General features: G+C 66.1%; 20 protein-coding genes. 6 read left to right on the top strand and 14 right to left on the bottom strand.

What is annotated here, in order from left to right:
- Positions 1–50: 50 nt before the first annotated feature.
- The gene (locus ASE50_RS06970; protein ID WP_056397582.1) at positions 51–1,310 is read left to right on the top strand and encodes an MFS transporter; all 1,260 of its coding nucleotides are present in this window, start codon (positions 51–53) and stop codon (positions 1,308–1,310) included.
- Positions 1,311–1,333: 23 nt separating this feature from the next.
- Here ASE50_RS06970 and ASE50_RS06965 read toward each other — a convergent pair whose 3' ends face one another.
- From ASE50_RS06965 to ASE50_RS06935, 7 genes are all read right to left on the bottom strand, one after another.
- Positions 1,334–2,020: a response regulator transcription factor gene (locus ASE50_RS06965; RefSeq protein ID WP_056397575.1), complete on the bottom strand. Its 687-nt coding sequence runs from the start codon at positions 2,018–2,020 to the stop codon at positions 1,334–1,336.
- Complete coding sequence (locus tag ASE50_RS06960) at positions 2,010–4,682, bottom strand: sensor histidine kinase (RefSeq protein ID WP_056397572.1); 2,673 nt, start codon at positions 4,680–4,682, stop codon at positions 2,010–2,012. Before ASE50_RS06960 ends, ASE50_RS06965 begins: the two co-directional genes overlap by 11 nt.
- Before the next feature lie 26 nt (positions 4,683–4,708).
- A complete protein-coding gene (gene kdpC / locus ASE50_RS06955) occupies positions 4,709–5,305 on the bottom strand; it encodes a potassium-transporting ATPase subunit KdpC (protein ID WP_056397568.1) in 597 nt (198 codons plus the stop codon).
- An 11-nt stretch (positions 5,306–5,316) separates the two neighbouring features.
- Positions 5,317–7,350 (bottom strand): potassium-transporting ATPase subunit KdpB, encoded by a 2,034-nt coding sequence (gene kdpB, locus ASE50_RS06950; protein ID WP_056397565.1) that lies wholly within the window; start codon positions 7,348–7,350, stop codon positions 5,317–5,319.
- Between the two features lie 13 nt (positions 7,351–7,363).
- Complete coding sequence (kdpA, locus tag ASE50_RS06945; RefSeq protein WP_056397562.1) at positions 7,364–9,067, bottom strand: potassium-transporting ATPase subunit KdpA; 1,704 nt, start codon at positions 9,065–9,067, stop codon at positions 7,364–7,366.
- A 13-nt stretch (positions 9,068–9,080) separates the two neighbouring features.
- Positions 9,081–9,170: a K(+)-transporting ATPase subunit F gene (kdpF, locus tag ASE50_RS06940; RefSeq protein WP_056397559.1), complete on the bottom strand. Its 90-nt coding sequence runs from the start codon at positions 9,168–9,170 to the stop codon at positions 9,081–9,083.
- A 112-nt stretch (positions 9,171–9,282) separates the two neighbouring features.
- Complete coding sequence (locus tag ASE50_RS06935; protein ID WP_056397555.1) at positions 9,283–10,161, bottom strand: TorF family putative porin; 879 nt, start codon at positions 10,159–10,161, stop codon at positions 9,283–9,285.
- Positions 10,162–10,384: 223 nt separating this feature from the next.
- Between ASE50_RS06935 and ASE50_RS06930 the strand changes: the two genes are divergently transcribed.
- Entirely contained in the window at positions 10,385–12,310 is a 1,926-nt protein-coding gene (locus tag ASE50_RS06930) for a prolyl oligopeptidase family serine peptidase (RefSeq protein WP_056397551.1), read from the top strand.
- 49 nt (positions 12,311–12,359) lie between these two features.
- Here ASE50_RS06930 and ASE50_RS06925 read toward each other — a convergent pair whose 3' ends face one another.
- The gene (locus ASE50_RS06925; RefSeq protein ID WP_156347412.1) at positions 12,360–13,028 is read right to left on the bottom strand and encodes an anti-sigma factor domain-containing protein; all 669 of its coding nucleotides are present in this window, start codon (positions 13,026–13,028) and stop codon (positions 12,360–12,362) included.
- On the bottom strand, positions 13,021–13,584 hold the full coding sequence (locus ASE50_RS06920) for a sigma-70 family RNA polymerase sigma factor (protein WP_056397545.1): 564 nt from the start codon (positions 13,582–13,584) through the stop codon (positions 13,021–13,023). The genes ASE50_RS06925 and ASE50_RS06920 overlap by 8 nt, the downstream gene beginning before the upstream one ends.
- 249 nt (positions 13,585–13,833) lie before the next feature.
- On the opposite strand from ASE50_RS06920, the gene ASE50_RS06915 reads away from it, so the two are divergent.
- From ASE50_RS06915 to ASE50_RS06905, 3 genes are all read left to right on the top strand, one after another.
- Positions 13,834–14,103, top strand: a complete 270-nt coding sequence (locus ASE50_RS06915) for a hypothetical protein (protein ID WP_056397543.1) — start codon at positions 13,834–13,836, stop codon at positions 14,101–14,103.
- 468 nt (positions 14,104–14,571) lie between these two features.
- Positions 14,572–17,559, top strand: coding sequence for a TonB-dependent receptor plug domain-containing protein (locus ASE50_RS06910; RefSeq protein WP_235512228.1), 2,988 nt, complete (start codon positions 14,572–14,574; stop codon positions 17,557–17,559).
- Between the two features lie 154 nt (positions 17,560–17,713).
- Positions 17,714–19,801: a catalase gene (locus tag ASE50_RS06905; RefSeq protein WP_056397538.1), complete on the top strand. Its 2,088-nt coding sequence runs from the start codon at positions 17,714–17,716 to the stop codon at positions 19,799–19,801.
- Positions 19,802–20,079: 278 nt separating this feature from the next.
- Here ASE50_RS06905 and ASE50_RS18210 read toward each other — a convergent pair whose 3' ends face one another.
- Positions 20,080–20,415 carry an AprI/Inh family metalloprotease inhibitor gene (locus tag ASE50_RS18210; protein ID WP_162236172.1) on the bottom strand — a complete coding sequence of 112 codons (336 nt, stop codon included), beginning with the start codon at positions 20,413–20,415 and terminating at the stop codon, positions 20,080–20,082.
- A gap of 249 nt (positions 20,416–20,664) precedes the next feature.
- On the opposite strand from ASE50_RS18210, the gene ASE50_RS06895 reads away from it, so the two are divergent.
- Positions 20,665–22,254 carry a serralysin family metalloprotease gene (locus ASE50_RS06895; protein WP_321163368.1) on the top strand — a complete coding sequence of 530 codons (1,590 nt, stop codon included), beginning with the start codon at positions 20,665–20,667 and terminating at the stop codon, positions 22,252–22,254.
- 39 nt (positions 22,255–22,293) lie between these two features.
- On the opposite strand, the gene ASE50_RS06890 is transcribed toward ASE50_RS06895, so the two are convergent.
- The 4 genes from ASE50_RS06890 to ASE50_RS06875 form a co-directional block, all read right to left on the bottom strand.
- A complete protein-coding gene (locus tag ASE50_RS06890; protein ID WP_056397529.1) occupies positions 22,294–22,497 on the bottom strand; it encodes a DUF5818 domain-containing protein in 204 nt (67 codons plus the stop codon).
- Positions 22,498–22,508: 11 nt separating this feature from the next.
- Positions 22,509–22,709: a 30S ribosomal protein S21 gene (gene rpsU / locus ASE50_RS06885; protein ID WP_055997902.1), complete on the bottom strand. Its 201-nt coding sequence runs from the start codon at positions 22,707–22,709 to the stop codon at positions 22,509–22,511.
- Positions 22,710–22,784: 75 nt separating this feature from the next.
- Positions 22,785–23,561 carry an alpha/beta hydrolase family protein gene (locus ASE50_RS06880; protein ID WP_235512227.1) on the bottom strand — a complete coding sequence of 259 codons (777 nt, stop codon included), beginning with the start codon at positions 23,559–23,561 and terminating at the stop codon, positions 22,785–22,787.
- The gene (locus ASE50_RS06875) at positions 23,558–24,679 is read right to left on the bottom strand and encodes a DUF3182 family protein (protein ID WP_056397526.1); all 1,122 of its coding nucleotides are present in this window, start codon (positions 24,677–24,679) and stop codon (positions 23,558–23,560) included. Before ASE50_RS06875 ends, ASE50_RS06880 begins: the two co-directional genes overlap by 4 nt.
- Positions 24,680–24,696 lie beyond the last annotated feature (17 nt).

Genomic DNA, 24,696 nt, shown 5'->3' with positions numbered 1-24,696 from the left:
GTTGCGACGTGTCAAATAAATGAAATCGCCGCCGCCTATGCGCAGACATCATGCCTTCCGCTGCCGATCCTGTCCCGACTTCGCTGCCCACCCGGATCGGCTACAGCATCGGCAATCTGGGCAAGAGCGTCGTCTGGACCAGTTTCGAAAACTTCATGCTATTCTATCTGGTGTCGATCGCGGGATTGCCGCCGATGCTGGCGGGCGGATTGCTGGCGGCGGCGATGCTATGGGATGGGCTGTTCGATCTGGGTATCGCCTTATGGGCCGATGCCCATGGCAGCGGCGACCGGCTGGGGCGGCTGATTGTGATCGGCGCGCCGATGTGCGCGACCGGTTTCTACCTGTTGTTCACGCTCGACCGGCCGGGGGCGATCGCAGCGGCGATCTTCCTGTGCCGGGTCGGCTATTCGCTATGCGATGTCGGCCATAACACGCTGCTGGTCCGCGTTGCCCGGACACCGGGCGATGCGTCGTCGGTATCGGGCTATCGACTGATCTTCAGCGCGTGCGGTGCCGCTTTGGTGGCGCTGGCGTCGACCTGGAGCCTCGCCCCGTCCGACGCGGCGGCGCGGCAGGATGCGTTCGCCACCAGCGCTCTGATGGGCGGGCTGCTATACGCCACGACGCTCGCCATCGCCGTAATCGCGACCCGGCATCTGAGAGGACGAACCGGGCACCGCCAGCAGCTGTCACCGCGCAACCGGTTGCGCGGACTGTGGCGGCACGAAGCATTCCGCCGAACGCTGCTGGTCGCGGCGATCCAGGCCGGGGCGGTGCCGCTGTTCCTGCGCACATTGCCCTTTTTCGGACAGGCGGTGCATCACGATGCGGGCTGGGCCGGACCCGCGCTGGCGACGATCACGCTGGGTCAGGCGCTGTCCCTGCCGGGCTGGATGGCGCTGTCCCGCCGCCTGTCACCGGTCGCGATCTCGCGGATCGGGCATGGCACGACCATCGTCGCGATGGCGGGGCTGGCCATCGGGTCGCGTGGGCCGATCGGCACCGCGATGCTCCTGTTGCTCGGCAGCGCGCTTGCCGCGATGAATCTGGCGATCTGGGCGATGCTCGCGCTGGCCGCGCAACGGTCGGCAACCAACGAGGCGACCCCGGTCGGCCTGTTCCTGACCACCCTGAAATCCGCCGCCGCGCTCGGGAATCTGGCGTCCGGCGCGCTGGTCGCCATGGCACCCCCGCAATCGTCGGACAGCTGGTCGACCTTTACGTTCGGAGCGCTGCTGTTTCCGGTGGCCGGATGTGGCCTGACCTTGCTGCTGTTGCGCTCGCGCGCGCCTGCCGCCGCAACTTGAGAAGATTCACTGACAGGCCGGCGTCAATGGTCGGCGCGTAACCGATATCCGACGCCGAGTTCGTTGGCGATGACACTACCCACCGGTCCGGGGGCTTCGAGTTTTTGGCGCAGGTTGCGGATGACGATGCGCAAATATTCGACGCGCGGTTCCTCGTCCGCGCCCCAGCATGCCGCCAGCACCCGCTCATGCGTCACGACGCGGCCGATATGCCGCGCCAGCACGCCGAGCACGTCATGCTCCTTCCGGGTGAGGTGCAGCTCCTCCTCGCCCCGACGCACGATCCGCCGATCGAGATCGATGCTGAGGTCGCCGCGACGAACGATCTTCTGCGTGGCGGGCGACACCCCCTGATGACGCAGCGCGACCCGCAGCCGGGCGAGCAGTTCGTCGGTATCGAACGGCTTCGTCACGAAATCGTCCGCGCCGAGATCGAGCGCGGTCACCTTCTCGTCGGTCGCGTCACGCGCCGATACGACGAGGATCACGATATCGCCCTGCGCGCGCAGCTGCGGGATGATGCTCAGCCCGTCGCGATCGGGAAGACCGAGGTCGAGCAGGATGGCGCCGGGATGCTCGACCGCCGCCTGCCGCAGCGCGCCCCTGGCATCTTCGGCCTCGACGACGGCATAGTCGGCCCGCAACAGCGTGTTGCGGAGCAACCGGCGGATCGCCGCGTCATCGTCGACGACAAGGATTTTAGCCGGCATGGCGAGGGGCGCTTTCGGTCGCGTGCGGTTGGACGATCAGGGCGGGCGGGAACACCAGTGCGAAGGCGGCACCGGTGCCGTCCGGGCGGTTGGCGGCTTCGACGTTCATGCTCATTGCCTCCGCGAACGCCTTGACGATGGCGAGGCCAAGGCCGGTCCCGCCGATCGCGCGATCGGACCCCTCCAGACGTTTGAACATCTCGAACACCTCGCGTTCGCGACCCGGCGGCAAGCCCGGCCCGTGATCGAGGACCGCGAGCCGCAACTCGCCATACCGGTTTCGCCCCTCGATCACGATGTCCGTCCCCGGTTCGCCATATCGGCCGGCATTGTCGAGCAGGTTCAACAGGCAGTGATGGAGCAGCTGCGGATCGGCCCGCACCAGCGGCAGGTCGGGCGGAACGTCCAGACGCACGGCATGTCCCTCCAGCGCGCGTCGGGCATCGTGCGCCGCCCCGGTGACCGCATCGCTCAGGTCGGTCGCCTCGATATTGAGTTTCAACGCCCCCGCCTCGACCCGGGCCATGTCGAGCAGGTTGGCGACGAAGCGGTTGAGCCGCTGCGCCTCGCTCTCGATCGTACCGATCAGTTCGGGCGTGACCCCGTGATGCAGTTCCGCCGCGGCGGCGATCACGGCGGTCAGCGGTGTGCGCAGATCGTGGCTGACCGAGGATAGCAGCGCCGCGCGAAGCCGGTCACGGGTGCGGACCACGTCGACGTCGCGCATCTCGGCCTGAAGCCGCAGCCGTTCGAGCACCAGCGCGGACTGGTCGATCAGGCTGCCGAGCAGCGGCAACTGATCGGCGCGCACCGGGCTGCCGGCCTTGTCGCTGGCGACGCCCAGCACGCCGAGTACGCGGTCGCCCGCCTTCATCGGCTGGAACAGCCATTCCGAGGCGGCGAGCGTCCCCGATCCCTTGCCCGCCGGACTGCCGGTGTCGAAGGCCCAGCTCGCGGCGGCGCTGTCCATCGTGTCAAGGCGATAGGCCGGGTCGCTGGCCGCGATGATGTCGAGCGCCGCGCCATGGCCACGACCGAGCAGCACCACCTGTACGTCGAGCAGGCGGCGGACATCGTCACAGATCATCTGGGCGGCGACATCGCGGTCGTTGACCCCGGCGATCTGGCGCAGGAAGCCGGCCAGCGTCGCGTTGGTCCGCGCGCTCGCGGTGGCCAGATCGGCCTGCGCGCGCACCCGCGCCGTCAGCTGGCTGGTCGCGATGGCGATGCCGAGCAGCACGATGATCGAGATCAGGTTTTCGGGATTGCTGACCGTCAGCGTCCCGGTCGGCGGCAGGAAGAAGAAATTATAGGCGAGGCTGGAGGCGATGCCCGCGTACAGCCCGGTCCGCAGGCCATAGAGGCTCGCCGCCGCCATCACCGGCAGCAGATAGAGGAGCGCCACGTTGCCGAGGTCGAGGATCTGGAACAGCGCGCTGGCAAGGCCGGTGATCGCCGCGACCATCACGCTGGTGATCGCATAGCCGGCGGGCGTACCCCATTGCCCCGGCCGTCGCCGGATGTGCTGCCGACCCGACGGCGCGGTCGGCATCGGCAGCACGTGAACGGTGACGCCGGGGGTATCGCGGACCAGCCGGTCGACGACCGACCCGTGACGAAGCTCGAACCAGCGCGAGCGGTCGGCCTTGCCCAGCACCAGCTGGGTAGCGCGCAGGTCGAGCAGCACGGACTGGATGCCGGCCACGACATTCTCGGCGGGCACGGTCGCGACCGCGCCGCCCAGCTGCGTCGCCAGCGTCATCGTCGCCGCGATCCGGGCGTGCTGTTCGTCGGTGAAGTGCGCGGCGCGCGGCGTTTCGATGAACACCGCGGTCCATGGACCGCGCAAGCCATCGGCGACCCGCTTGGCGGCACGCACCAGCGCGTCGCACCCCGGCAGCTCGCTGATCGCGACGACGATGCGGTCGCCCCCCGCCCAGGTGCCGCCGAGTCCCAAGGACCGGACATCGTCCAGCATCCGGGCATCGACCGCCTGCGCCGCCCGGCGAAGCGCCAGTTCGCGCAACGCGGACAGGTTCGATTTCGAAAAGAAGTGCCCGAGCGCGCGGCTCGCCTCGGCGGGGAGATAGACCTTCCCCGCTTTCAACCGCTCGATCAGCTCGTCGGGCGGAATGTCGACGACCTCGATCTCGGCGATTTCGAGGAAGCGGTCGGGCACCGTCTCGCGCACCCGCACCCGGGTGAAGCTGGCGACGATATCGTTCAGGCTTTCGACGTGCTGGATGTTGACGGTCGAATAGACGTCGATGCCCGCCGCCAGCAGCTCCTCGACATCCTGATAGCGTTTGGGATGACGGCTGCCCGGCGCGTTGGTGTGGGCCAGCTCGTCGACCAGCGCCAGACGCGGCGCACGGTGCAGGATGGCGTCGATATCCATCTCGCGCAGCGTGCGCCCTTCATAGGCCACGTCGCGCCGGGCGACGATCTCATGGCCGCGCAGCAGCGCCCCGGTTTCGGCGCGGCCATGCGTTTCGACGACGCCGATGACGACATCGACCCCGTCGCGCTGCCGCGCTGCCCCTTCGGACAGCATTTCATAGGTCTTGCCGACGCCGGGGGCCGCGCCGAGGAAGATCTTCAGCCGCCCCCTGCCCTCCTGCCCGGCCGCGCGCAGGAGGGCGTCGGGATCGGGACGCACCATGTCCGGTCCGGATCCCGCCACCGGCATCAGCGCGCGGGCGACCGGACCGGCGCGCCGGGGGCCGCATCGAGCGCCTGATTGAGCACGAAGACGTTGACGTGGGGATCCCCCAGCAGCGAGGTTTCGGTGTTTCCGGTCACGATATCCCGAAGGCGATCGGGCGAGATGCCGCGCACGCGCGCGATGCGCGGCACCTGTACCATCGCCGCCGCCGGCGACAGATCGGGGTCCAGCCCCGAACCGCTGGCGGTGACCAGATCGGCGGGCACCGCGCCGGTCAGCCCCTCACCCCGGCGTTTCGCGACATCCGGCGTTACCCGGTCGACCAGCGCCCGGCTCGTCGGACCCAGGTTCGAACCGGACGAGGCGAGCCCGTCATAGCCCTTGCCGGCCGCCGACGGCCGCGTCTGGAAATAGCGGTCGGCGGTGAAGGCCTGTCCGACGACGGTCGATCCGATGACCCGGCCGGTCGTGTCGCGAACGAGACTGCCATTGGCCTGGCTCGGGAAGATCGCCTGGCCGATACCGGTCATCGCGAGAGGGTATGCCAGCCCGAGCAGCAGCGCGAACAGGATCGTCATGACGATCGCCGGACGCAGCGCGGTAGAAAAATCTTTGCCCATGATATCGATCCTTACGCGAGGCCGAGGCCACCGACCACAAGGTCGATGATCTTGATGCCGACGAACGGGGCGAGGAGACCCCCCAAACCGTAGATGGCGAGGTTGCGTGCCAATAATGGCCCCGCCGCCATCGGCTTGTATGCCACGCCCTTCAGTGCCAGCGGCACCAGCAGCGGGATGATGACCGCGTTGAAGATGATCGCGCTCAGGATCGCCGACTGGGGCGAGCCGAGGCCCATGACGTTCAGCACGCCGAGGCCCGGATAGAGCGCGACGAACATCGCGGGAATGATCGCGAAATACTTGGCCACGTCGTTGGCGACCGAGAAGGTCGTGAGCGCACCGCGCGTCATCAGCAACTGCTTGCCGAGGCCCACCACCTCGATCAGCTTGGTCGGATCGCTGTCGAGGTCGACCATGTTGCCCGCCTCGCGCGCGGCCTGCGTGCCGGTGTTCATCGCCACGCCGACATCGGCCTGCGCGAGGGCGGGCGCGTCGTTGGTGCCGTCGCCACACATCGCCACCAGCTTGCCGCCCTGCTGTTCCTTGCGGATCAGCGCCAGCTTGTCTTCGGGCGTCGCCTGCGCGAGGAAGTCGTCCACCCCCGCCTCGGCGGCGATGGCAGCGGCGGTCAGCGGGTTGTCGCCGGTGATCATCACCGTGCGGATGCCCATCGTGCGAAGCTCGCCGAAGCGTTCGCGGATACCCGCCTTCACCACGTCCTTCAGGAAGATCGCGCCGAGCAGGCGACCGTCCTTGGCCACCGCCAGCGGGGTACCGCCGGCGCGTGCGATCTCGTCGGTGATGCGGCGCAGTTCGGTTGCCGCCGCGGTCTCGCCCGAACCGGGGTTCGCCTTCAGGATCGAGACGACGGCCCCCTTCTGGATCAGCGTGCCGTCGAAGCGGACGCCCGATACGCGGGTCTGCGCGGTGAACGGGATGACCTCCGCCCCGGCGGGCATCAACCGTTGCAGATTGAACGCGTCGCGCGCCAGCACCACGATCGAACGGCCTTCGGGCGTTTCGTCGGCAAGGCTGGCGAACAGGGCGGCTTCGGCCAGTTCGGCCTCGCTGGTGCCGCCGACCGCGCGGAATTCGCTCGCCTGCCGGTCGCCGATCGTGATCGTGCCGGTCTTGTCGAGCAGCAGCACGTCGATATCGCCCGCCGCCTCGACCGCACGGCCCGATTTCGCGAGCACGTTGAAGCGGACGAGCCGGTCCATGCCCGCGATCCCGATCGCCGAGAGCAGCGCCGCGATCGTGGTCGGGATCAACGTGATAAGCAGCGCGGCGAGGATGGCGACCGGGATTCTGCCACCCGCATAGGCGGCAAAGCCCGGAATGGTGGCGACCGCGATCAGGAAGATGATGGTCAGACCGACCAGCAACAGCGTCAGTGCGATCTCGTTGGGCGTCTTCTGCCGCTGCGCCCCCTCGACCAGCGCGATCATGCGGTCGAGAAAGCCCTCGCCCGGCTCGACCGTCACCTTGACGCGGATTTCGTCGGAGATGACGCGCGTCCCCGCCGTCACGGCCGAGCGATCGCCGCCCGCCTCGCGGATCACCGGTGCGCTTTCACCGGTGATCGCCGCTTCGTTGACCGACGCGACGCCCGATACGACGTCGCCGTCCGACGGGATCAGGTCGTTCGTCTCGACCAGCACGACGTCGCCGACCTTCAGCTGGCTGGCGGGCACCGCGTCATATGCGCGCCCGTCGCCCTTCAGCCGTTTGGCCGTCAGTTCGGCCTTGGTGGCGCGCAGGCTCGCCGCCTGCGCCTTGCCCCGCCCTTCGGCCAGCGCCTCGGCAAAGGTGCCGAACAACACGGTCAGCCACAGCCATACGACCAGCTGAAGTTTGAATCCGATCGTCAGGCCGTCCTGCCCGACGACGAGCAGGACGGTCATCAGCGCCGCGACGACGGCGGTGACGAACATGACCGGGTTACGGACCAACTCTCTAGGGTTGAGCTTCAGGAACGACACCTTGATCGCGGGCCCGACAAGGTCGGCGGTGAACAGGCTCTTGGATTGGGTTTTTGCCATGATGGCCCCCGTGTCAGAACAACTGGCCGCGGATCATCGCGAGATGATCGGCGATCGGACCGAGCGCGAGGCTCGGCAGGAAGGTGAGGCCACCCAGAACGAGAATGATGCCCACCAGCAGGCCGACCCACAGGCCGCCCGTCGTCGGGAAGGATCCCGCGCTTTCCGGCGTGTATTTCTTCGCCGCGAGGCTGCCGGCGATCGCCAGCATCGGCACGATGACGAAGAAGCGGCCGACCCACATCGCGACCCCCAGCAGCCCGTTGTACCAAGGCGTGTTGGCGGTCAGGCCGGCAAAGGCCGAACCGTTGTTCGCGACGGCGGAGGTGAAGGCGTAGAGGATCTCCGAAAAGCCGTGCGGCCCCTTGTTCAGCGGCCCGGCCAGCCCCTGTTCCAGCACCGACGACAGGGCGGTCAGCCCAAGGATCATCAGCGGCAACACTGCGATGGCGAGGACCGCCAGCTTGACCTCGCGCGCCTCGATCTTCTTGCCGACATATTCGGGCGTGCGGCCGACCATCAGCCCGGCGACGAACACCGCGAGGATCGCGAACAGCAGGAAGCCGTAGATACCGGCACCGACGCCGCCGATCACGACCTCGCCCAGTTGCATGTTGAACAGCGGGATCAGCCCGCCGAGCGCGGTGAAGCTGTCATGCATCGCGTTGACCGCGCCGCACGACGCGGCGGTGGTGACGACCGAGAACAGCGCGGAGGCGGCGATGCCGAAGCGCACCTCCTTGCCCTCCATATTGCCGCCCGCGACGCCGATCTGGTGCAGCACCGGGTTGCCGGCCGCCTCCGCCCAGTAGGTGACGGTCGTGCCGGCGAGGAACAGGACCATCATCGCCGCGAGGATCGCCCAGCCCTGTCGCGGATTGCCGACCGCCTTCCCGAAGGTCCAGGTCAGTCCGACGCCGATGACGAAGATCGACAGCATCTGGACGAAGTTGGTCAGCGCCGTCGGGTTCTCGAACGGATGCGCCGAATTGGCGTTGAAGAAGCCGCCGCCATTGGTGCCGAGCATCTTGATCGCTTCCTGCGACGCGACCGGCCCCAGCAGGATCGACTGGCGCGCACCCTCCAGCGTCTGCACGTCGACGACCCCGGCCAGCGTCTGCGGCACGCCGCTGGCGATATAGAAGAGGGTCAGCGCGATGCAGAGCGGCAGCAGCAGATAGAGCGTGATCCGCATCACATCGGCCCAGAAGTTGCCGACCGTCTTCGTTTCCCGCCGCGCGAACCCGCGAAACAGCGCAAAGGCCAGCGCGATGCCGGTCGCCGCCGACAGGAAATTGTGGATCGTCAGCCCCAGCATCTGGCTGAGGTTCGACATCGTGCTCTCGCCGCCATAGCTTTGCCAGTTGGTGTTGGCGGTGAAGCTGATCGCGGTGTTGAACGACAGATGCTCGCCGACACCGGCCAGATGCTGCGGATTGCCCGGCAAGAGGCCCTGAAGACGCAGCACCGCATAGGTGAACGCCATGAGGACCGCGTTGAACAGGAGCATGTGCACCGCGTAGCGGCGCCAGCCCTGCTCCTGCGCGGGATCGATACCCGACAGCTTGTAGAAACCGCGCTCGACCGGGCCGAGCACGAGGTGAAGCGGGGTGCGTCGCCCTTCGTACAGCGCGAACAGCCACAGACCGACCAGCTTGGCGAGCGCCAGCAGGATGCCGGTAAAGGCGATGATCAGGAACCAGCCCTGAAGTGTCATGGTGCCGCTCCTTTCAGAAGCGTTCGGGGCGGATCAGGACGCCCACGAGATAGACGAGAAGGCCAAGCGCGGTCAGCGCCGCCAGCCAGAGATCGAGCGTCATGTCAGCGCTCCCTCACGCATTGTCGCAGAGGCGAACATAGGCGAGCGTCAGCGCCACCAGTCCGACCATGATCGCGACCCACAGCAGGTCCTGCATCGGTGTTCTCCAAAGTTCAGAAGGCAGCGGTCAGCGCGACCACGACGGTGCCGCCGGCGATGTTGCCGGTGCCGTCCTGACCCTTGCTGAAACCGGGGCGGAGGTACGTCGCCGCGCGGTTCGAAATGTCGGTATCGACATAGCTGACGTTGAACGTCAGGTTTTTGTACGTGGCATCGGCACCCAGCGACCAATCCCAATAGGTGCCGGTGGGCGAAACCGCGGTCGCGTTCGGGCCGAGCCCGTCCTGTCCCCGGCTATGGCCGACATGCGCCCGCGCGGTGATCGGCGTCCCGGCGAGCGCGAACGCGCCGTCGCCCCACAGATACAAGTTGTCGTCCCTGGCACCGGGATCGGTGTAGGTTCCGGCGGCGGCATCGGCACCGGTGTCGTACCACTTGCCGATGGCCTCCTGCCGGGGCGCATAAGCAGCACCGGCGGTGAGCGTCGCCGGCCCGGCCGTGCCGGTCAGTTTGGCATAGGGTTCGGCGAAATCGGTCTTATCGGCACCGCCCGGATACAGGTACCAGGTCAGCCCGACATCCAGCGTCGCGGTGTCGGACAGCCGCGCCTTGTACCCGCCGATCAGGTCGAGCTCCATATTGGCCCCGCCGAACGTGCCCCAGCCGGCAAGGTTCGAACCCCAGCTTCCGATATACAGGCCGCTGTCGTGGGCGACGGTGATGCCGGCCTGCACCGCCATTTCCTGATCGGACTGCGATACGCCGCGGAACCGGTAATCGGACGCGATCGACGCCGACCCGCTGATCGTGAAGGCCGGGGACGGTGCGGTCCCGGCGACCGCTTCCGCATCGTCGGCGGGTGCCGATTGGGCTTGCGCCGCGGCCGGCAGCGCGAGCAGCGCCACGACTGCGGCCGCCTGATAGAACTTCATTCCTGCCATCCCTTTGCGCGGCAAACGTCGCGTGACGCTGCCTTCAGGGACGCGCGATTAGGCCCATATCGCGTAGCAATTCGAGAGCGATTCCGGGTAATCGCATAGTGCGCGCATATAGATGTCGCTTTTTCCGCCGGATTGGACGCCACGCGGCGTCCCGGGCGGTGACATATTGCCCGCGCCCTTGACCTCGCGGTGCCCGGCATCCGACACTCATCGAATGATCAAGCCTTTCGTCGCCACCGTCGCGCTGTTCGCCCTCGCCACCGGTACCGCTGCGCAGACCGTGCCCACGCGGCAGGTCGGCACCGCCACCCTGTCGGGCGTGCCCGACATTCCCGCCGATGTGCGCGAGGCGGTGCAACGCTATCAGAACAGTCGGGCGGCGCAGTTCGAGGATTGGCTGCCCGACGGTTCGATGCTGATCGCCACGCGCTTCGGCGCGACCCAGCAGCTGCATCATGTTGCGGCCCCCGGCGGCGCACGCACGCAGATCACCTTCGGCACCGAACCGGTCGCCGCAGCGACGACGATCCCCGGCAGCGACCGGTTCGTGATGACGCGCGACACGGGCGGGGACGAATGGTTTCAGCTCTACACGCGCGGCCTCGCCGGTGTCGCGACGCCGCTGACCGAGGCCGGGACGCGCAACCAGTCGCCGGTCTTCAGCAAGGACGGTGCGCTGATGGCATGGGCGCGCGCGACCAAGGGCAGCGCTGCCTATGCGATCCTCGGCATCGATCCGAAGGCGGGCGGGAAACCGCGCACGCTCTACCAGTCCGACGGTGCGGTGGCGCCCGCCGATATCGCGCCCGACGCCGCGCGGCTGATCTTCATGCGCAGCCTGTCCAACCGCGAGGACCAGCTGTTCGAGCTGGATCTCGCCAGCGGCAAGGCAACGCGGATCGCGCCGAAGGCTGCTGCCGCCGTCTATGCCGACCCACGCTATCTGCCAGGCGGCCGCAAACTGATCGCCATCTCCGATGCCGGCAGCGACACCCGCCGACTGGTAGAGATCGATATCGCGACCGGCGCGCAGACGGTCCTGACCCCGGACCTCGCATGGGATGTCGAAAGCTTCGACCTGACCGATGACGGTCGCGTGCTGTCCTATGCCGTGAACGAGGACGGCTTCTCGCGCATCGTGGTTCAGGATCGCGTCACCCGCCGGGCGCTGCCGCAACCGGTGCTGCCGCGCGGGGTGCTGACCGCGCTGAAATTCTCACCGGATGGCCGGAATCTGGCGATCGGCCTCACCTCGGCGACGTCGGCCGGCGACGTATGGAGCTGGCCGGTGACCGGCGGCGACCTGACGCGCTGGACGGTGTCGGAACTGGGCGAACTCGATCCCGCCACGCTCGCCGAGCCCGAGCTGGTGCGGTTCACGTCGTTCGACGGCCTGTCGGTGCCCGCGTTCGTCTATCGCCCCCGGGGAGTGCCGGCGGGCACGCGGACGCCGGTCATCATCGACATCCATGGCGGACCGGAGGCGCAGACGCGTCCGATCTGGAACTATGGCGCGCAATATTTCGCCGATGTGCTGAAGGCGACGGTGATCCTGCCCAACGTCCGTGGCAGCGACGGCTATGGCAAGCGCTACCTGAACCTCGACAATGGCGCGAAGCGCGAAGATTCGGTGAAGGATATCGGCGCGTTGCTCGACTGGATCGGCACGCAGCCCGGCCTCGATGCGGCCCGCGTCGCGGTCTATGGCCAGTCCTATGGCGGCTACATGAGCCTTGCCGTCATGACCAAATATTCGGACCGGCTGGTCGGCGGGGTCGAACGCTATGGCATCAGCAACTGGAACACCTTCCTCCAGAACACCGAAGCCTATCGCCGCGACAATCGCCGCGCCGAATATGGTGACGAGCGCGATCCGGCGATGCGCGCTGTGCTGACGCGGGTGTCACCGATCACCAATGTCGCAAGGATCACCAAGCCGATGCTGGTGATGCAGGGGGCCAACGACCCGCGCGTGCCGCAATCGGAATCCGATCAGGTCGTGGCGCGCCTCCGCGCAAACGGCAACGACACCTGGTATGTGCTGTTCGCCGACGAAGGCCACGGCTTTCTGAAAAAGCCGAACAACGACCTGCGGCGCGAGGTGGAAACGGTGTTCCTGCGGCGGTTGTTCGCGCGGTAGAACGTGGCTGAAGCGTCCGCCATGCCCGTGCATGGCGGCGCGCCCCGGCCTATGTCTGCGAAAGCGCGCCGCTGGCGATGACGGGGCCGGTCGGCGTCGGTTCGGGCGAACCGCCCAGCGGTTCGATCGATATCGCCAGCACCTCGTTCGTCCCCAGCGCACCGCGCTCGGCCACCGGCAGGGTAAGGCGTGTCGCGCCGGCCCGGTCGAGCAGACCGATCGAATGCGGCACACCGTCGCGGATGATCCACAGCTGCGCGTCTTTCCCCGTCGGTGCCAGACCGCTGGTCGCGACGCGAACCTCGCTGGCATCGAGGTCGATCGACGCTGCGAAGGGCGCATCGCTCTTGTCGGCGGGCACGAGTACCGCCAGCATCGTCTGCTGCACCCGTGGCGACGGCTGTTCGACCGTCCCCTTCGGCTGGACAAGCAGGAGCGCGACCGACGCCGCGATCGCGCCGGCCAGCGGAACGAACGCCCATCGGAACCCCGATCGTTTCGCCGCGGGTGCCGGAAAAATCCGGTCGGTCCGCAGTGGCGGTGCCTCGACGGGACGAACGTCGTCGAACAGCGCGGCAAAGCGATGCCGCCACCATTCGACCTCACGCGCGAACTGCGGGTCCGACAGCGACCGGCGCAACGCCGCCGATCGATCGTCACCCTCCAGCAAGCCGAGCGCGAACTCGGCGGCCATCGTTTCGGGATCAGGATCAGTCATCGCCGACACACCCCCGAAGCTGCAACAATCCGCGTCGGACCCAACTCTTCATCGTCCCCAATGGTACCCCGCGGGCGTCGGCGATTTCGGCATAGGTCATCCCGTCGACGAAGGCGGTCCGGATGGCATCGCGCTGCGCAAGCGTCAGTTCGTTCAGGCAGTCATAAAGCCGTTGCACGGTTTCGGCACGCTCCGCCGTCGCCGCCTGGTCGGGCGTATCGTCGGCGATATCGAACGCCTCCTCGATCGGGCGCATCGGCCGCCGGCCGTGTCCGCGGACCCAGTCGATCGCCCGGTTGCGCGCGATCGTCGCCAGCCACGCGACCGGATAGAGCGACCCGACCTGAAACGCGCCGGCCCGTTTCCAGATGATCGCATACACCTCGTGCAGCACGTCTTCCGCCGAACTGCGGTCGCCACAGATGCGCAGGCAGATGCCGAAGAGCTTGGCGGACGTCATGCGATATAATTCGCCCAACGCATCCCGATCCTCGGCCGCGACCCGTTCCAGCATCTCGCATAACCGGATGCGTTCCTCGAGGGCGTCGGTCGTCATATCCGGCACAGGTCCTTTGTCGGCGGGTCGTCGATCGGACAACGGGTGGTCATGCGTCCTTACCGCCGGAATGGCCGACGTGCTACCGCGATGCGCCGATCGGAGGTGGCCGGCAGGGTGCACGGGCCGGCACCGCAAAATGCGCATCCGGGCGTTTTCAAACAGCCGCTTACCCCCGAAATCGGATATATCTTGCCAAGCTCTCGCCATTGGTTATGTCGAACGCTGGTTTAGGGAAGGTGATACACGATGAAGAAGGTATTTGCATTTGGCGTCGCCGCCGGTCTGCTGTCGCTGGCCGCATGCAACAACACCCCGCGTGAACAGGCCGCCGACAATATCGAAGCGAACGCAGAAGCGGTTGCCGACAACCTCGAAGACGCTGCGGACGCCGTCTCGAACGACGTCGTCGAGGCGAATCTGGAAAACGCTGCCGAGGCAGTTCGCGCGACCGGCGAGAACCAGGCCGAAGACATGCGGACCCACGATGCCGACACCAACCTGAAGAACGGCATCTGATCGAAACCGAACCCGCCGGTAGCGCCGACGCACGGCAATACCGGTCCGGAAAGGCGCCCACGGCAACGCGGGCGCCTTTTTCGTTGCGGCTCCCGGTGGCAGTCGCCGCTGGGCACGGTAACCGTCCGCGATGGTCGGCGGCGACCATTTCCGCACGAGCGAAACGTCATGCGGCAGCAGTCGGAACCCGCATATCTGCGAACATCGTAGCACCCGGAAACCGACCGTGCGGTGCGACCCGTCCAGAATCTCGAAGCGCCCCCCACCCTGCGATCACACTTCCAGCGTGGCATTTATGTGACAGCTCCGAAGTTAGTAGGCTTCGTCTACATTTTCACTCTTGCCGGCTTCCCGAACGAATACTCTTATATCGGTAAGCCCTATCGGGCGGAAAAACGGGGAAATTTTGTGAAACTGTCACATCTTTATGTGGCCACGGCATTGACGCCGCTGGCTATCGCTATCGCTTTGCCTGCGTCGGCTCAGACCATCGCCACCGATACGCAAGCCAGCCCGGTTCCCGATCCGACCCAGGTGCCGAGCGACGCCCAGAACCCGCAATCGCCGAACGCCGAGGACGGCACCGTGACGGTCGGCACGGATATCGTCGTCACCGGTTCGCGCATCCGCCGCGATGAATTCTCGGTGGCGGAACCGATCACCGTGATCGGTCGGGGCGAAATCACCCAGGCCGGCTTCGCCAGCGTCGGCGATGCGTTGCAAAGCAATGCCGTTGCGCAGGGCGCGTCGCAGATCAACAGCGCCTATGGCGGCTTCGTCACCGACGGCGGGGGCGGCGCGAACACGCTTGGCCTGCGCGGCCTTGGCCCCAACCGCACGCTGATCCTGCTGAACGGTCGGCGACTGGCACCGGGCGGCACGCGCGGATCGCTGCTCGCTGCCGACCTGAACGTCCTGCCCAACGCAATCGTCGAACGGATCGAGGTGCTGAAGGCCGGCGCGTCGTCGGTCTATGGCTCGGACGCGGTCGCCGGCGTCGTCAACATCATCACCGACCAGAAGCTCAAGGGCCTCCAGCTCAATTTCCAGATGAACGTGCCCGAGGTCGGAGCCGGCATCGATCGCCGCGCCAGCGCCAGCTTCGGCTTCAGCAACGATCGTTTGAGCGTCATCGGCTCAGCCGAATATCGCAAACGCGATCTCCTTTCGCGCAACGACGTGCCGTTTTTCGGCTGCCCGATCGGCGGTTTCCTGAACGGCGAGGGCTCGGCATTCGGTTCGGGCGACAATTTTTCGCCAGACGATCCCCGTGCCTGTTTCACGCTCGATAATGGCGGCGTGACGATCAATACGCTGGGCCTGCCGACCCGTGATGCGATCGGGCGTACCAGCGGTGCCGTCGGCCGGTTCAACCGGTTCGTACCAGCGCCCGGCCAGACCACCGGCCCGTTCCCCGGCTATCTCGGCGTCGGCACCTATGACCGCGACACCTTCGATCCGCGGCAGGAGGAAGAGCCGCTCATCAACGATACCGAAATCTATACCGGCTATCTGTCGGCGACCTACAAGCTGGACTTCCTCGGCAATGCCGAAGTGTATGGCGAATTGCTGGCGACGCGGCGCAAGTCGTCGACGGACCTCTATCGTCAGCTGTCGCTCGATTATCTCCAGGGCAGCCCGCTGCTTCCCGAAGCGATCCGCAACGGCGCCTTCGCCAACCCCACCAACACGTCGAGCGGCCGCAACATCGCGGCGCGGGCGTTCATCGGCTATGGCATGACCTCCTCTGCCCAGACGGTGGACTATGTCCGCGCGTCGGGCGGCGTGCGCGGCGACTTCTTCTTCCCCAACTGGCGCTATGACGCCTATATCGGCAAGTCGTTCAACGACGGCACCTACGAAGCCGAGTCCTTCCTGATCGACCGGCTCGCCAATTCGCTGAACGTCACTGCCAACGCCAACGGCACGTTCAGCTGCGCCAGCATCGCCTCGAACGCCAACTGCGTCGCTGCCCCGTTCCTGAGCGCGGCGGTGATCGGCGGCCAGTTGCCGACCGATTTCCGCAACTACATCGTCCAGAACACGATCGGGAAGACCCGCTTCCGCGAAACGACCTATGCGTTCAATATCGACGGCCCACTGGTCCGTCTGCCCGCCGGTGACGTGCAAGTCGCGCTGGGCGTCGAGCATCGCCGACAGAGCCTGAACGACCAGCCCGATCTCAATTCAGTCAACGGCAACCTGTACGGTCTGACCGCGGCGACGCCGACGGTCGGCAAGGACAATGTGAAGGAAGGCTTCGGTGAAATCTTCGTGCCGCTGCTCGAGGATCAGCCATTCTTCTATCGTCTGAACCTGACCGGATCGGCGCGCTATACCGACTATGCGTCCTATGGTTCGGACGTGACCTACAAGATCGCGGGCGAATGGGAACCGTTCCGCGGCTTCGGCATCCGCGGCAGCTATGGCACGTCGTACCGCGCGCCGGCGCTGGCCGAACAGTTCCTCGGCGCCACCAGCGGCTTCCTGGGCTCGAACAGCGATCCGTGCAGCGCGCTGCCGGTCGCGGGCGAACAGTCGCCGAACCAGCAGATCGTCGCGCGCAACTGCGCCTCGATCGGCCTGCCAGCGGACTTCGAACAGCGCAGCGGCATCACGTCGTTCCGCGTCGGCGGTGCCGAAGCGGGCCTGAGCGCCGAAACGTCGACCAACTGGACGATCGGTGCCGTCATCAGTCCGCGGTTGCCCGAAGCGATCGGCCAGCTATCGCTGTCGCTCGATTATTTCGACGTGAAGGTCGACAACGGCGTTTCGGACCTGAGCGGAACGACGATCCTGCAGCGTTGCTACGGCAGTGCGAACTTCAATCCGACCGAAGGCTTCTGCCGGTTCGTCCAGCGCGACAGCAATCAGGCGCTGACGGTGACGAGCAGCTTCGTCAACCTGTCGGAAAACATCGTCAAGGGCTTCGAATTCAACGGCCGCTATGCCCGCGAACTGCTCGGCGGAAAGTTCATCCTGAACGCCAACGTCACCAAATATACCGAACAATCGACGCGCCTGTTCCCGGAAGAATTCCTGACGGATTCTAACGGGATCCTGACCGCGCCGGATTGGGTCGGCAATTTCGACGCGACGTTCAGCATCGATCCGGTCACGATCCGCTACGGTCTCGACTGGACCGGTGGCGACCGCAACCGGACCTATGACTATTTCGCATTCGACAACCTGACCGGTGAAATCGACGCCGATCTGCAACAGGAATATCGCGACAACTATTATTTGGAGGCAAGCAGCTACTTCCTGCATTCCTTGTCGCTGCAGTTCAATGTGCAGAAGCAGTATCAGTTCACCTTCGGTGTCCGCAATCTGCTCGACACCAAGCCGCCGCGGATCAGCGCGATCGGGTTCACGACCGTTGCCAACGCTCCGCTTTATTCGGGCTACGACTATGTCGGGCGGCAGTTCTTCGCCAACGCGAATATCAAGTTCTGACCATCCGGAAGGCCCCGAGCGATCGGGGCCTTTCCTTTTGATCCGGGGTAATGGCGCGAGCACGACGAGCGGCGGCGATTTCGGACAAAGCGTTTTCTCTTGGGCAACTTAGCGGGGTCGCGATCCGTTAGCATTCCGAACGAGAAGGATTGCCATGACCGATCACATTGCCCGCAACCCCGGAACCGGCGGCGAGACGCATCAGACGACCGATGCCGATCACCCGGTGCTGACCACCAACCACGGCACGCCGATTTCCGACAACCAGAACCAGTTGAAGGCGGGCGCGCGTGGACCCGTGCTGATCGAGGACGAAGTCTTCCGCGAGAAGATGAACCACTTCGATCACGAGCGCATTCCCGAACGTATCGTCCATGCCCGCGGATCGGCCGCGCATGGCTATTTCGAATGCACCGACAGCCTGTCCGACATCACCGTCGCCGACCTGTTCCAGAAGAAGGGGCAGCGCACCGACGTGTTCGTCCGCTTCTCGACGGTCGCGGGCGGATCGGGATCGGTGGATACGCCGCGCGATGTGCGCGGCTTCGCGGTGAAATTCTACACGCGCGAAGGCAATTGGGATCTGGTCGGCAACAACATCCCGGTGTTCTTCATCCAGGACGCGATCAAGTTCCCCGACCTGATCCATGCTGCCAAGATGGAGGCGGATCGCGGATATCCGCAGGCGGCGACCGCGCACGACACCTTCTGGGACTTCATCTCACTGATGCCCGAATCGACGCATATGATCATGTGGGCGATGTCGGACCGGACGCTGCCGCGTACCTTTGCCAACATGGAAGGGTTCGGCGTCCACACCTTCCGCCTGATCGATGCGGCGGGCAAGTCGACCTTCGTCAAGTTCCACTGGAAGCCCAAGGCGGGTCTCGCCTCGACCATCTGGGACGAAACGGTGAAGATCGCCGGTGCCGACCCCGATTTCCAGCGTCGCGACCTGTTCGAACGGATCGACCGGGGCGACTATCCCGAATGGGAACTGGGCGTCCAGCTGTTCGACGAGGCCTTTGCCGACAGCCAGCCCTATGACGTACTCGACGCGACCAAGATCATTCCGGAGGAAGTCCTGCCGGTCCGCATCGTCGGGCGGATGGTGCTCGACCGTTATCCCGACAATTTCTTCGCCGAAACCGAACAGGCGGCGTTCGTGCCGAGCCATGTCGTCCCCGGCATCGGCTTTTCGAACGATCCGCTGCTGCAAGGGCGGCTGTTCAGCTATACCGATACGCAGCTGTCGCGACTCGGATCGGTCAATTTCCACCAGCTGCCGATCAACGCCGCCAAGGGCCGCGCCGAAGCGGCGGGCTGCCCATTCCTGAACCAGCAGCGCGACGGCCACATGCAGATGGCGGTGCCCAAGGGCCGCGCCAATTACGAGCCGAACAGTCTGGCGAAGGCCGGCGAGGAAGCCGGCGCGCGGGAGGACCCGGAAAAGGGGTACAAGACATATCCCTCGGAAGAGCAGGGCCAGAAACTGCGCATCCGCCCCGAAAGTTTCGCCGATCATTACAGTCAGGCGCGGCTATTCTTCCGGTCGATGGACCCGGCCGAACAGGCGCACATCGCCTCTGCGCTGGTGTTCGAGCTGTCGAAGGTCAGCCTCGATCATATCCGCAGCGCGGTACTCGCCAATCTGCGCAACGTCGACGAGGGGCTGGCGGGCCGCGTCGCCGATGGGCTGGCGATGGACCTGCCCGACGCATCGCCGACTGCCGCACCGGTGCTCGACATGGATGTGTCGCCGGCGCTCCGCATCATTCGCGGACCGCTGGAAAAGCATACGCTGGAAGGGCGCACCGTCGGCATCCTGATCGCCGACGGCACCGATGCCGGTGAGCTGAAGACGCTGAAGGACGCGGTCAAGGCTGCCGGCGGCAATGCGATGACGATCGCGCCGAAGGTCGGCAAGGTGCCGCTGTCGGACGGATCGACCATCGCCGCCGACGCGCAGCTGTTCGGCCAGCCCTCGGTCACCGTCGATGCCTGTGCAGTGATCCTGTCGGACGAAGCCGCGCAGAAGCTGACCAAGGAAGGCGCAGCCGTCCAGTGGGTCATGGACGCGTTCGGCCATCTGAAGGCGATCGGCCACAACGCCGCCGCGCAGCCCTTGCTCGACAAGGCCGGCGTCGAGGCGGACGAGGGCATCACCGACCTCGCATCCTTCGTCGACGCCGCCAAGCAGCGTTATTGGGACCGCGAGCCCAAGGTCCGTACCCTGGCGTAATCGACGCGGCCGGAGGGTTCGCCCTTCGGCCCGTTACTTTCGCCGCAACTTCTTACCAAGTCCGTGGTAAATCCGCTGCGGAGCCCCTGCCCTGGGCCCGGATCGACATGCATCGGACGCCGTCGCCTGCGGCTCCCCTCCCTGACAAGCGAGGGGTCGGGGGTGGGTTGGTCCGTTGGGGATCGTTACCGCCGCTCGCAGGCCGCGCCACCCCCAGCCCCTCCCTTATCAGGGAGGGAAGCGATACCGCGATCCGTTCGGTCTGCAAGCAATCCACCCTACCCCTTACGCAACGTCGCCGGACCACCCGGTAGTGTCGCGGACCATCCGTCCGCACCGGTAGCGAACAGCACGACCGTGCGCCGGTCGGCCGACGCCAACGCGATGCCGTCGGGGGTCGGCCGCCATCCGACGACGCCCGGTGCCAGTGCGGTCAGGCATCCCATCGCATCCTCGACCGCCCATGCATTGGCGGAATTGATCCGTCGGGCGGTGAAATCCATGGCGCAATCGCCCGTTTGCGTGGCGATGATCCAGCGTCCAACCAGCGCCGCGGGCTCCTCCAACCTCAAACTGCCGCTCGATTGTGCCGGTTCGCCGTGAAGTTGCGTCATCTCGATGTCCTTCTTCGTACCAAGCGTTGCGGATGCGGGCGTATTGATAAAGAATACTAATGGGGCGACACCAAACGTCATTCCCCGAACGTACCGAAATACGCGTCCGCTCCGTGCGATCGTGGCGCGTCTGTGTGGAGAATATCTGTGGCCGTAGCGCATTCCACAACTCCCGTTATCGGAAACATGTCCGAACAATATTTCGACGGACCGACCGGTCCCGATCCGACATCGTTATTGCACCGGCTGATGAACGATAGCAACGCCGTGATCGGCGGCTATGACTTGCCGGCGATTTCGACAGCACCAACCCCGTCCGCCGTCATGGCGATCGCCGCTCCCGGCGCATCGTTCGGCTTCGGGTGGGAAGCGTGGCAGTCGCACCAGTCGTCCCAGACGGCGGCCGCCGCCGAGGGATGCCATTGCTGGGGCTGCATGAACGGCGGCACGCCCGATCAGGGAACCGGATCGGGTCCGCAGGCGGCGCTGAACGGCGAGCAGCGCGGCGATGCCGGCCCGAACGGCAAGCAGTCGCTGACGATCGGCGAGGCCGCCGCACAGATCGGCCGCGCGAACCAGACGTGGAACGGCTCGACGCTGGGACAGGCGGCCGAGGTCACCTATGCCTTCCGCGCCACCGCGCCCACGTCGATGCCCAACGGCACCGCCGGGTTCTCGCGCTTCAACGATGCGCAGATCGAACAGACCACGATCGCATTGCAGGCATGGGCCGATGTCGCGCGCGTCACCTTTCGCCGGGTCGACAGCGGCAACGGGTATAGCAACAATGCGCAGATGCTGCTGGGCAATTATTCCAGCGGCGCGTCGGGGGCGGCGGCCTTCGCCTATTATCCCGGCAGCGGCGTCGGCGGTGACAGCTGGTACAACAGTTCGCTCAGCTACAACCGCGCGCCCGACAACCTGAACTATGGCGGGCAGGTCCTGATCCACGAGATCGGCCATGCGCTCGGCCTCGGCCATCCGGGCGACTACAATGCCGGCAACGGATCCCCGACCTATGCCAACAGCGCATCCTATTACGAGGATACGCGGCAATATTCGGTGATGAGCTATTGGTCGGAAACCAACACCGGCGGCGACAATGGCGGCTATTACGCGGCGGCACCGTTGCTTGACGATGTCGCCGCGGCCCAGCGGCTCTATGGCGCGAACAACACCACCCGCACCGGCGACACCGTCTATGGCTTCGGGTCGAACACCGGGCGCGACTATTATACCGCGACGTCGGGCAGCTCGGCGCTGATCTTCGCGGCATGGGACGCGGGCGGCAACGACACGTTCGACTTTTCGGGCTATGCCAGCGCACAGCTGATCGACCTGAACGACGGCAATTTTTCGGACGTCGGCGGGCTGAAGGGCAATGTCGCCATCGCGCAGGGCGCGACGATCGAGAATGCGCGCGGCGGGTCGGGTGCCGACCGCATCGTCGGGAACGAAGTCGCCAACCAACTGGTCGGCAATGCCGGCAACGACGTACTGATCGGCGGCGGCGGGGCGGACGTGCTAACGGGCGGCAGCGGGGCGGACATCTTCGTCTTCACCGCGATCGACGATTCGACGTCGAGCGTCCGCGACCGGATCACCGATTTCGCCACCGGCGTCGACAAGATCGACCTGTCGGCGATCGACGCCGACCTGTCGGTATCGGGCGATCAGGCATTCAGCCAGGTCGCACAGTTTAGCGGGCGCGCGGGACAGGCGGTGATTGCCAGCAGCAACGGCACGACGATGCTGTCCCTCGACCAGAATGGCGACGGCGTTGCCGACTTCATGCTGTCGGTCACGGGGACGCTGTCGGGCAGCGACCTGTATTGGTGAGCGACCACCGGGGCGAGCACCCTGCCCGCCCCGGCCGGTTCACGCGAGCATGACGCTGTCGGCGTTGACCAGATCGGCACCGACCAGCGTGCCGACCAGTCGGACACGCTTTTCGACTTCATCCACCGGCGTACGGTGCAGTTCGAGCTGATACCGCCCGCCCAGATCACGCCGCAGATAAAAGGCGCCACCTTCGCGGATCAGCGTTCCGCTTTCATCGATGCGGGTGCCGATGGTCGGCATCGCCGCCCGGCTCAGCGGTCGCGTTCTGCGCGCTTGCGGTCGGCCTTGCGTGCGCGGCTGATCGCGGCGGCGCGTTCACGGGCACGCTTTTCCGACGGCTTTTCGTAATGCCGGCGCAGCTTCATTTCGCGATACACGCCTTCGCGCTGCAGCTTCTTCTTGAGCGCTCGCAGCGCCTGATCGACATTGTTATCGCGAACGATGATCTGCATGAGGTATAAGGTCCTAGGTTGATTCGAATCGGCAAGAGCCGGTTTTGCCGGGCTATCCGGCACCGCCTATTACGATTAGCTTACATTTGGCAATCCGCGATCTGTCCTGCGGCTCGCGCGGACCATCTCATCGATCCAGTGCAGAAGCAAGGTCGTGTAGGTCCGCTGGTGCCGCGGATCGCGCATCGCATGGGTCGCGCCGTGCAGAATCCGGTGGCTGAGCGAGTTCGCGTTGCGAAACGCCGACTGATAGGACAGCATCGCTTCGCGCGGAATTTGCTCGTCCTTTTCGGACTCGACGATCAGCACGTCGCCACGAAAAGCCGCACAGGCGGCGAGCGCCCGGTCGCCCCGCTCGTCCTGCGGCTGCTGGCGGTAGGCGCGCACGACCTCCTTGTCGAGCAGCGCCTTGGGCGTGTCCCAATGTGCGTCGGGGTACAGCGCCGGCACGCGCAACGCCATCCAGCGGATTGGACGCCGGGCACTCAACAACGCCGACAGATAGCCGCCATAGCTGGTGCCGATCACCCCGATCGCCCCACGATCGATCAACGGGTGGGATGCGAGATGGTCATAGGCGGCAATGACATCGTCGAGGCTGTTCTGCCGCGTGACCTCGTTGCGGTCGGCATCGCTGCCGGCATGGCCGCGCAGGTCGAAGGTGAAACAGACACATCCGAGCCGGGCCAGCTCCTCGGCCTGTCCGAAATCCTCCGCCTGATCGCCGCCCCAGCCATGGACGAACAGGAAACCGGGCACCGGCGCCTCGGGTTCGATCAGCGTACCGGTCAGCTTCTGTCCGTCGACGCGCAGCATGACGCGCCCTTCGTCCAACCGCTCGGGATCGCTCACGCCAGCCTCACCGCATATTTGGTCATCGGCCCGACCCGCGGATCGACGCCGCGAAAATAGACCGTTGCTCCGGTCGGCGGATCGATCTCGGCATAGATTTCGACCGTCGAGCAGCGCACGGCATGGGTGTCGGGTTCGTCGCGCAATGCCTCGAACGCAGCGATCTCGGCACCGCTGGCCCCGCCGACGCGCCACGATTGCTCCAGCACGCCGATCCGCCGGGCACCAGCCGCATCGGTACCCTCGATCACGTCATAGTTGCGGCGCGTCAGCAGCAGGTCGGGATAGGCAAGCTGCGCCGCCCGGTCGAACGCCCCGGCACAGGCCACCGCCCGCGCGATCGCCGGCGACAACGGTTCGGCGGCGAGCGTGTCGAGCCCGCCGCGCACGACATACAGGTCCGACCCGCCATATACCTCGCGACCCTGATGGTCGGTCGCCAGATTCTGGCTACCCCAATAGCTGATCGTGCGGTGGCCGAGTTCGATGACGCCGATGCTGTATGTCACGACTTCTGTAAGATTTTCCTCGAGCACGATACCGTCGCGCGCCAGATCTTCGTCGGTTTCGCGCGACAGGGCATCGGCGAGCACGGCTTCGTGATGGACGACGATCTGGCCCAGCCCGGCCTTGGCACACACGTCCTTGATGCGGACCGGGCCGGTGGCCAGCAGGCGCTGCCCGGCGGCGAACGCATCCTCGCGGCTGAACGCGGTATAGCCGGTCAGCGCGGCATCGCCCATCAGTTCGGCCATCGCCGGCGACCAGAGCGGCGGGCATCGGGCGTCGGGGTGCAACAGGCCGTGGGTGATCGCCTTGGTCGCCACGAAGGCGGCGGGAACGACGCCGCCCAGTATCTGGTCGCGCCGGCGGATGCCCAGATCCTTCGCCACCGCCGCTTCGATCGCGTCGCCCGGCACATGCAGCGTCGCATCCTCGACCGGTTCACCGATGCCGATGTCGAGCAGTGCCGCGATCCGGGTCAGCAGCATTTCGCGCGAGCGGTGGTCGTGAACGTTGCCGGTGCGGCGATCGACATCGCCCGGCGCGGCGACGACGCGGATCGGGGGGAGCGGAAGGACGGCCGGGGTCGGGTCGATCGCGGAAGCGTGGAGCATGCCGTTTCGCCTGCATC

This window comes from Sphingomonas sp. Leaf5 (genome assembly GCF_001421155.1).
Lineage (GTDB): Bacteria > Pseudomonadota > Alphaproteobacteria > Sphingomonadales > Sphingomonadaceae > Sphingomonas.
This window is presented reverse-complemented; position numbering and strand designations above follow the sequence as displayed.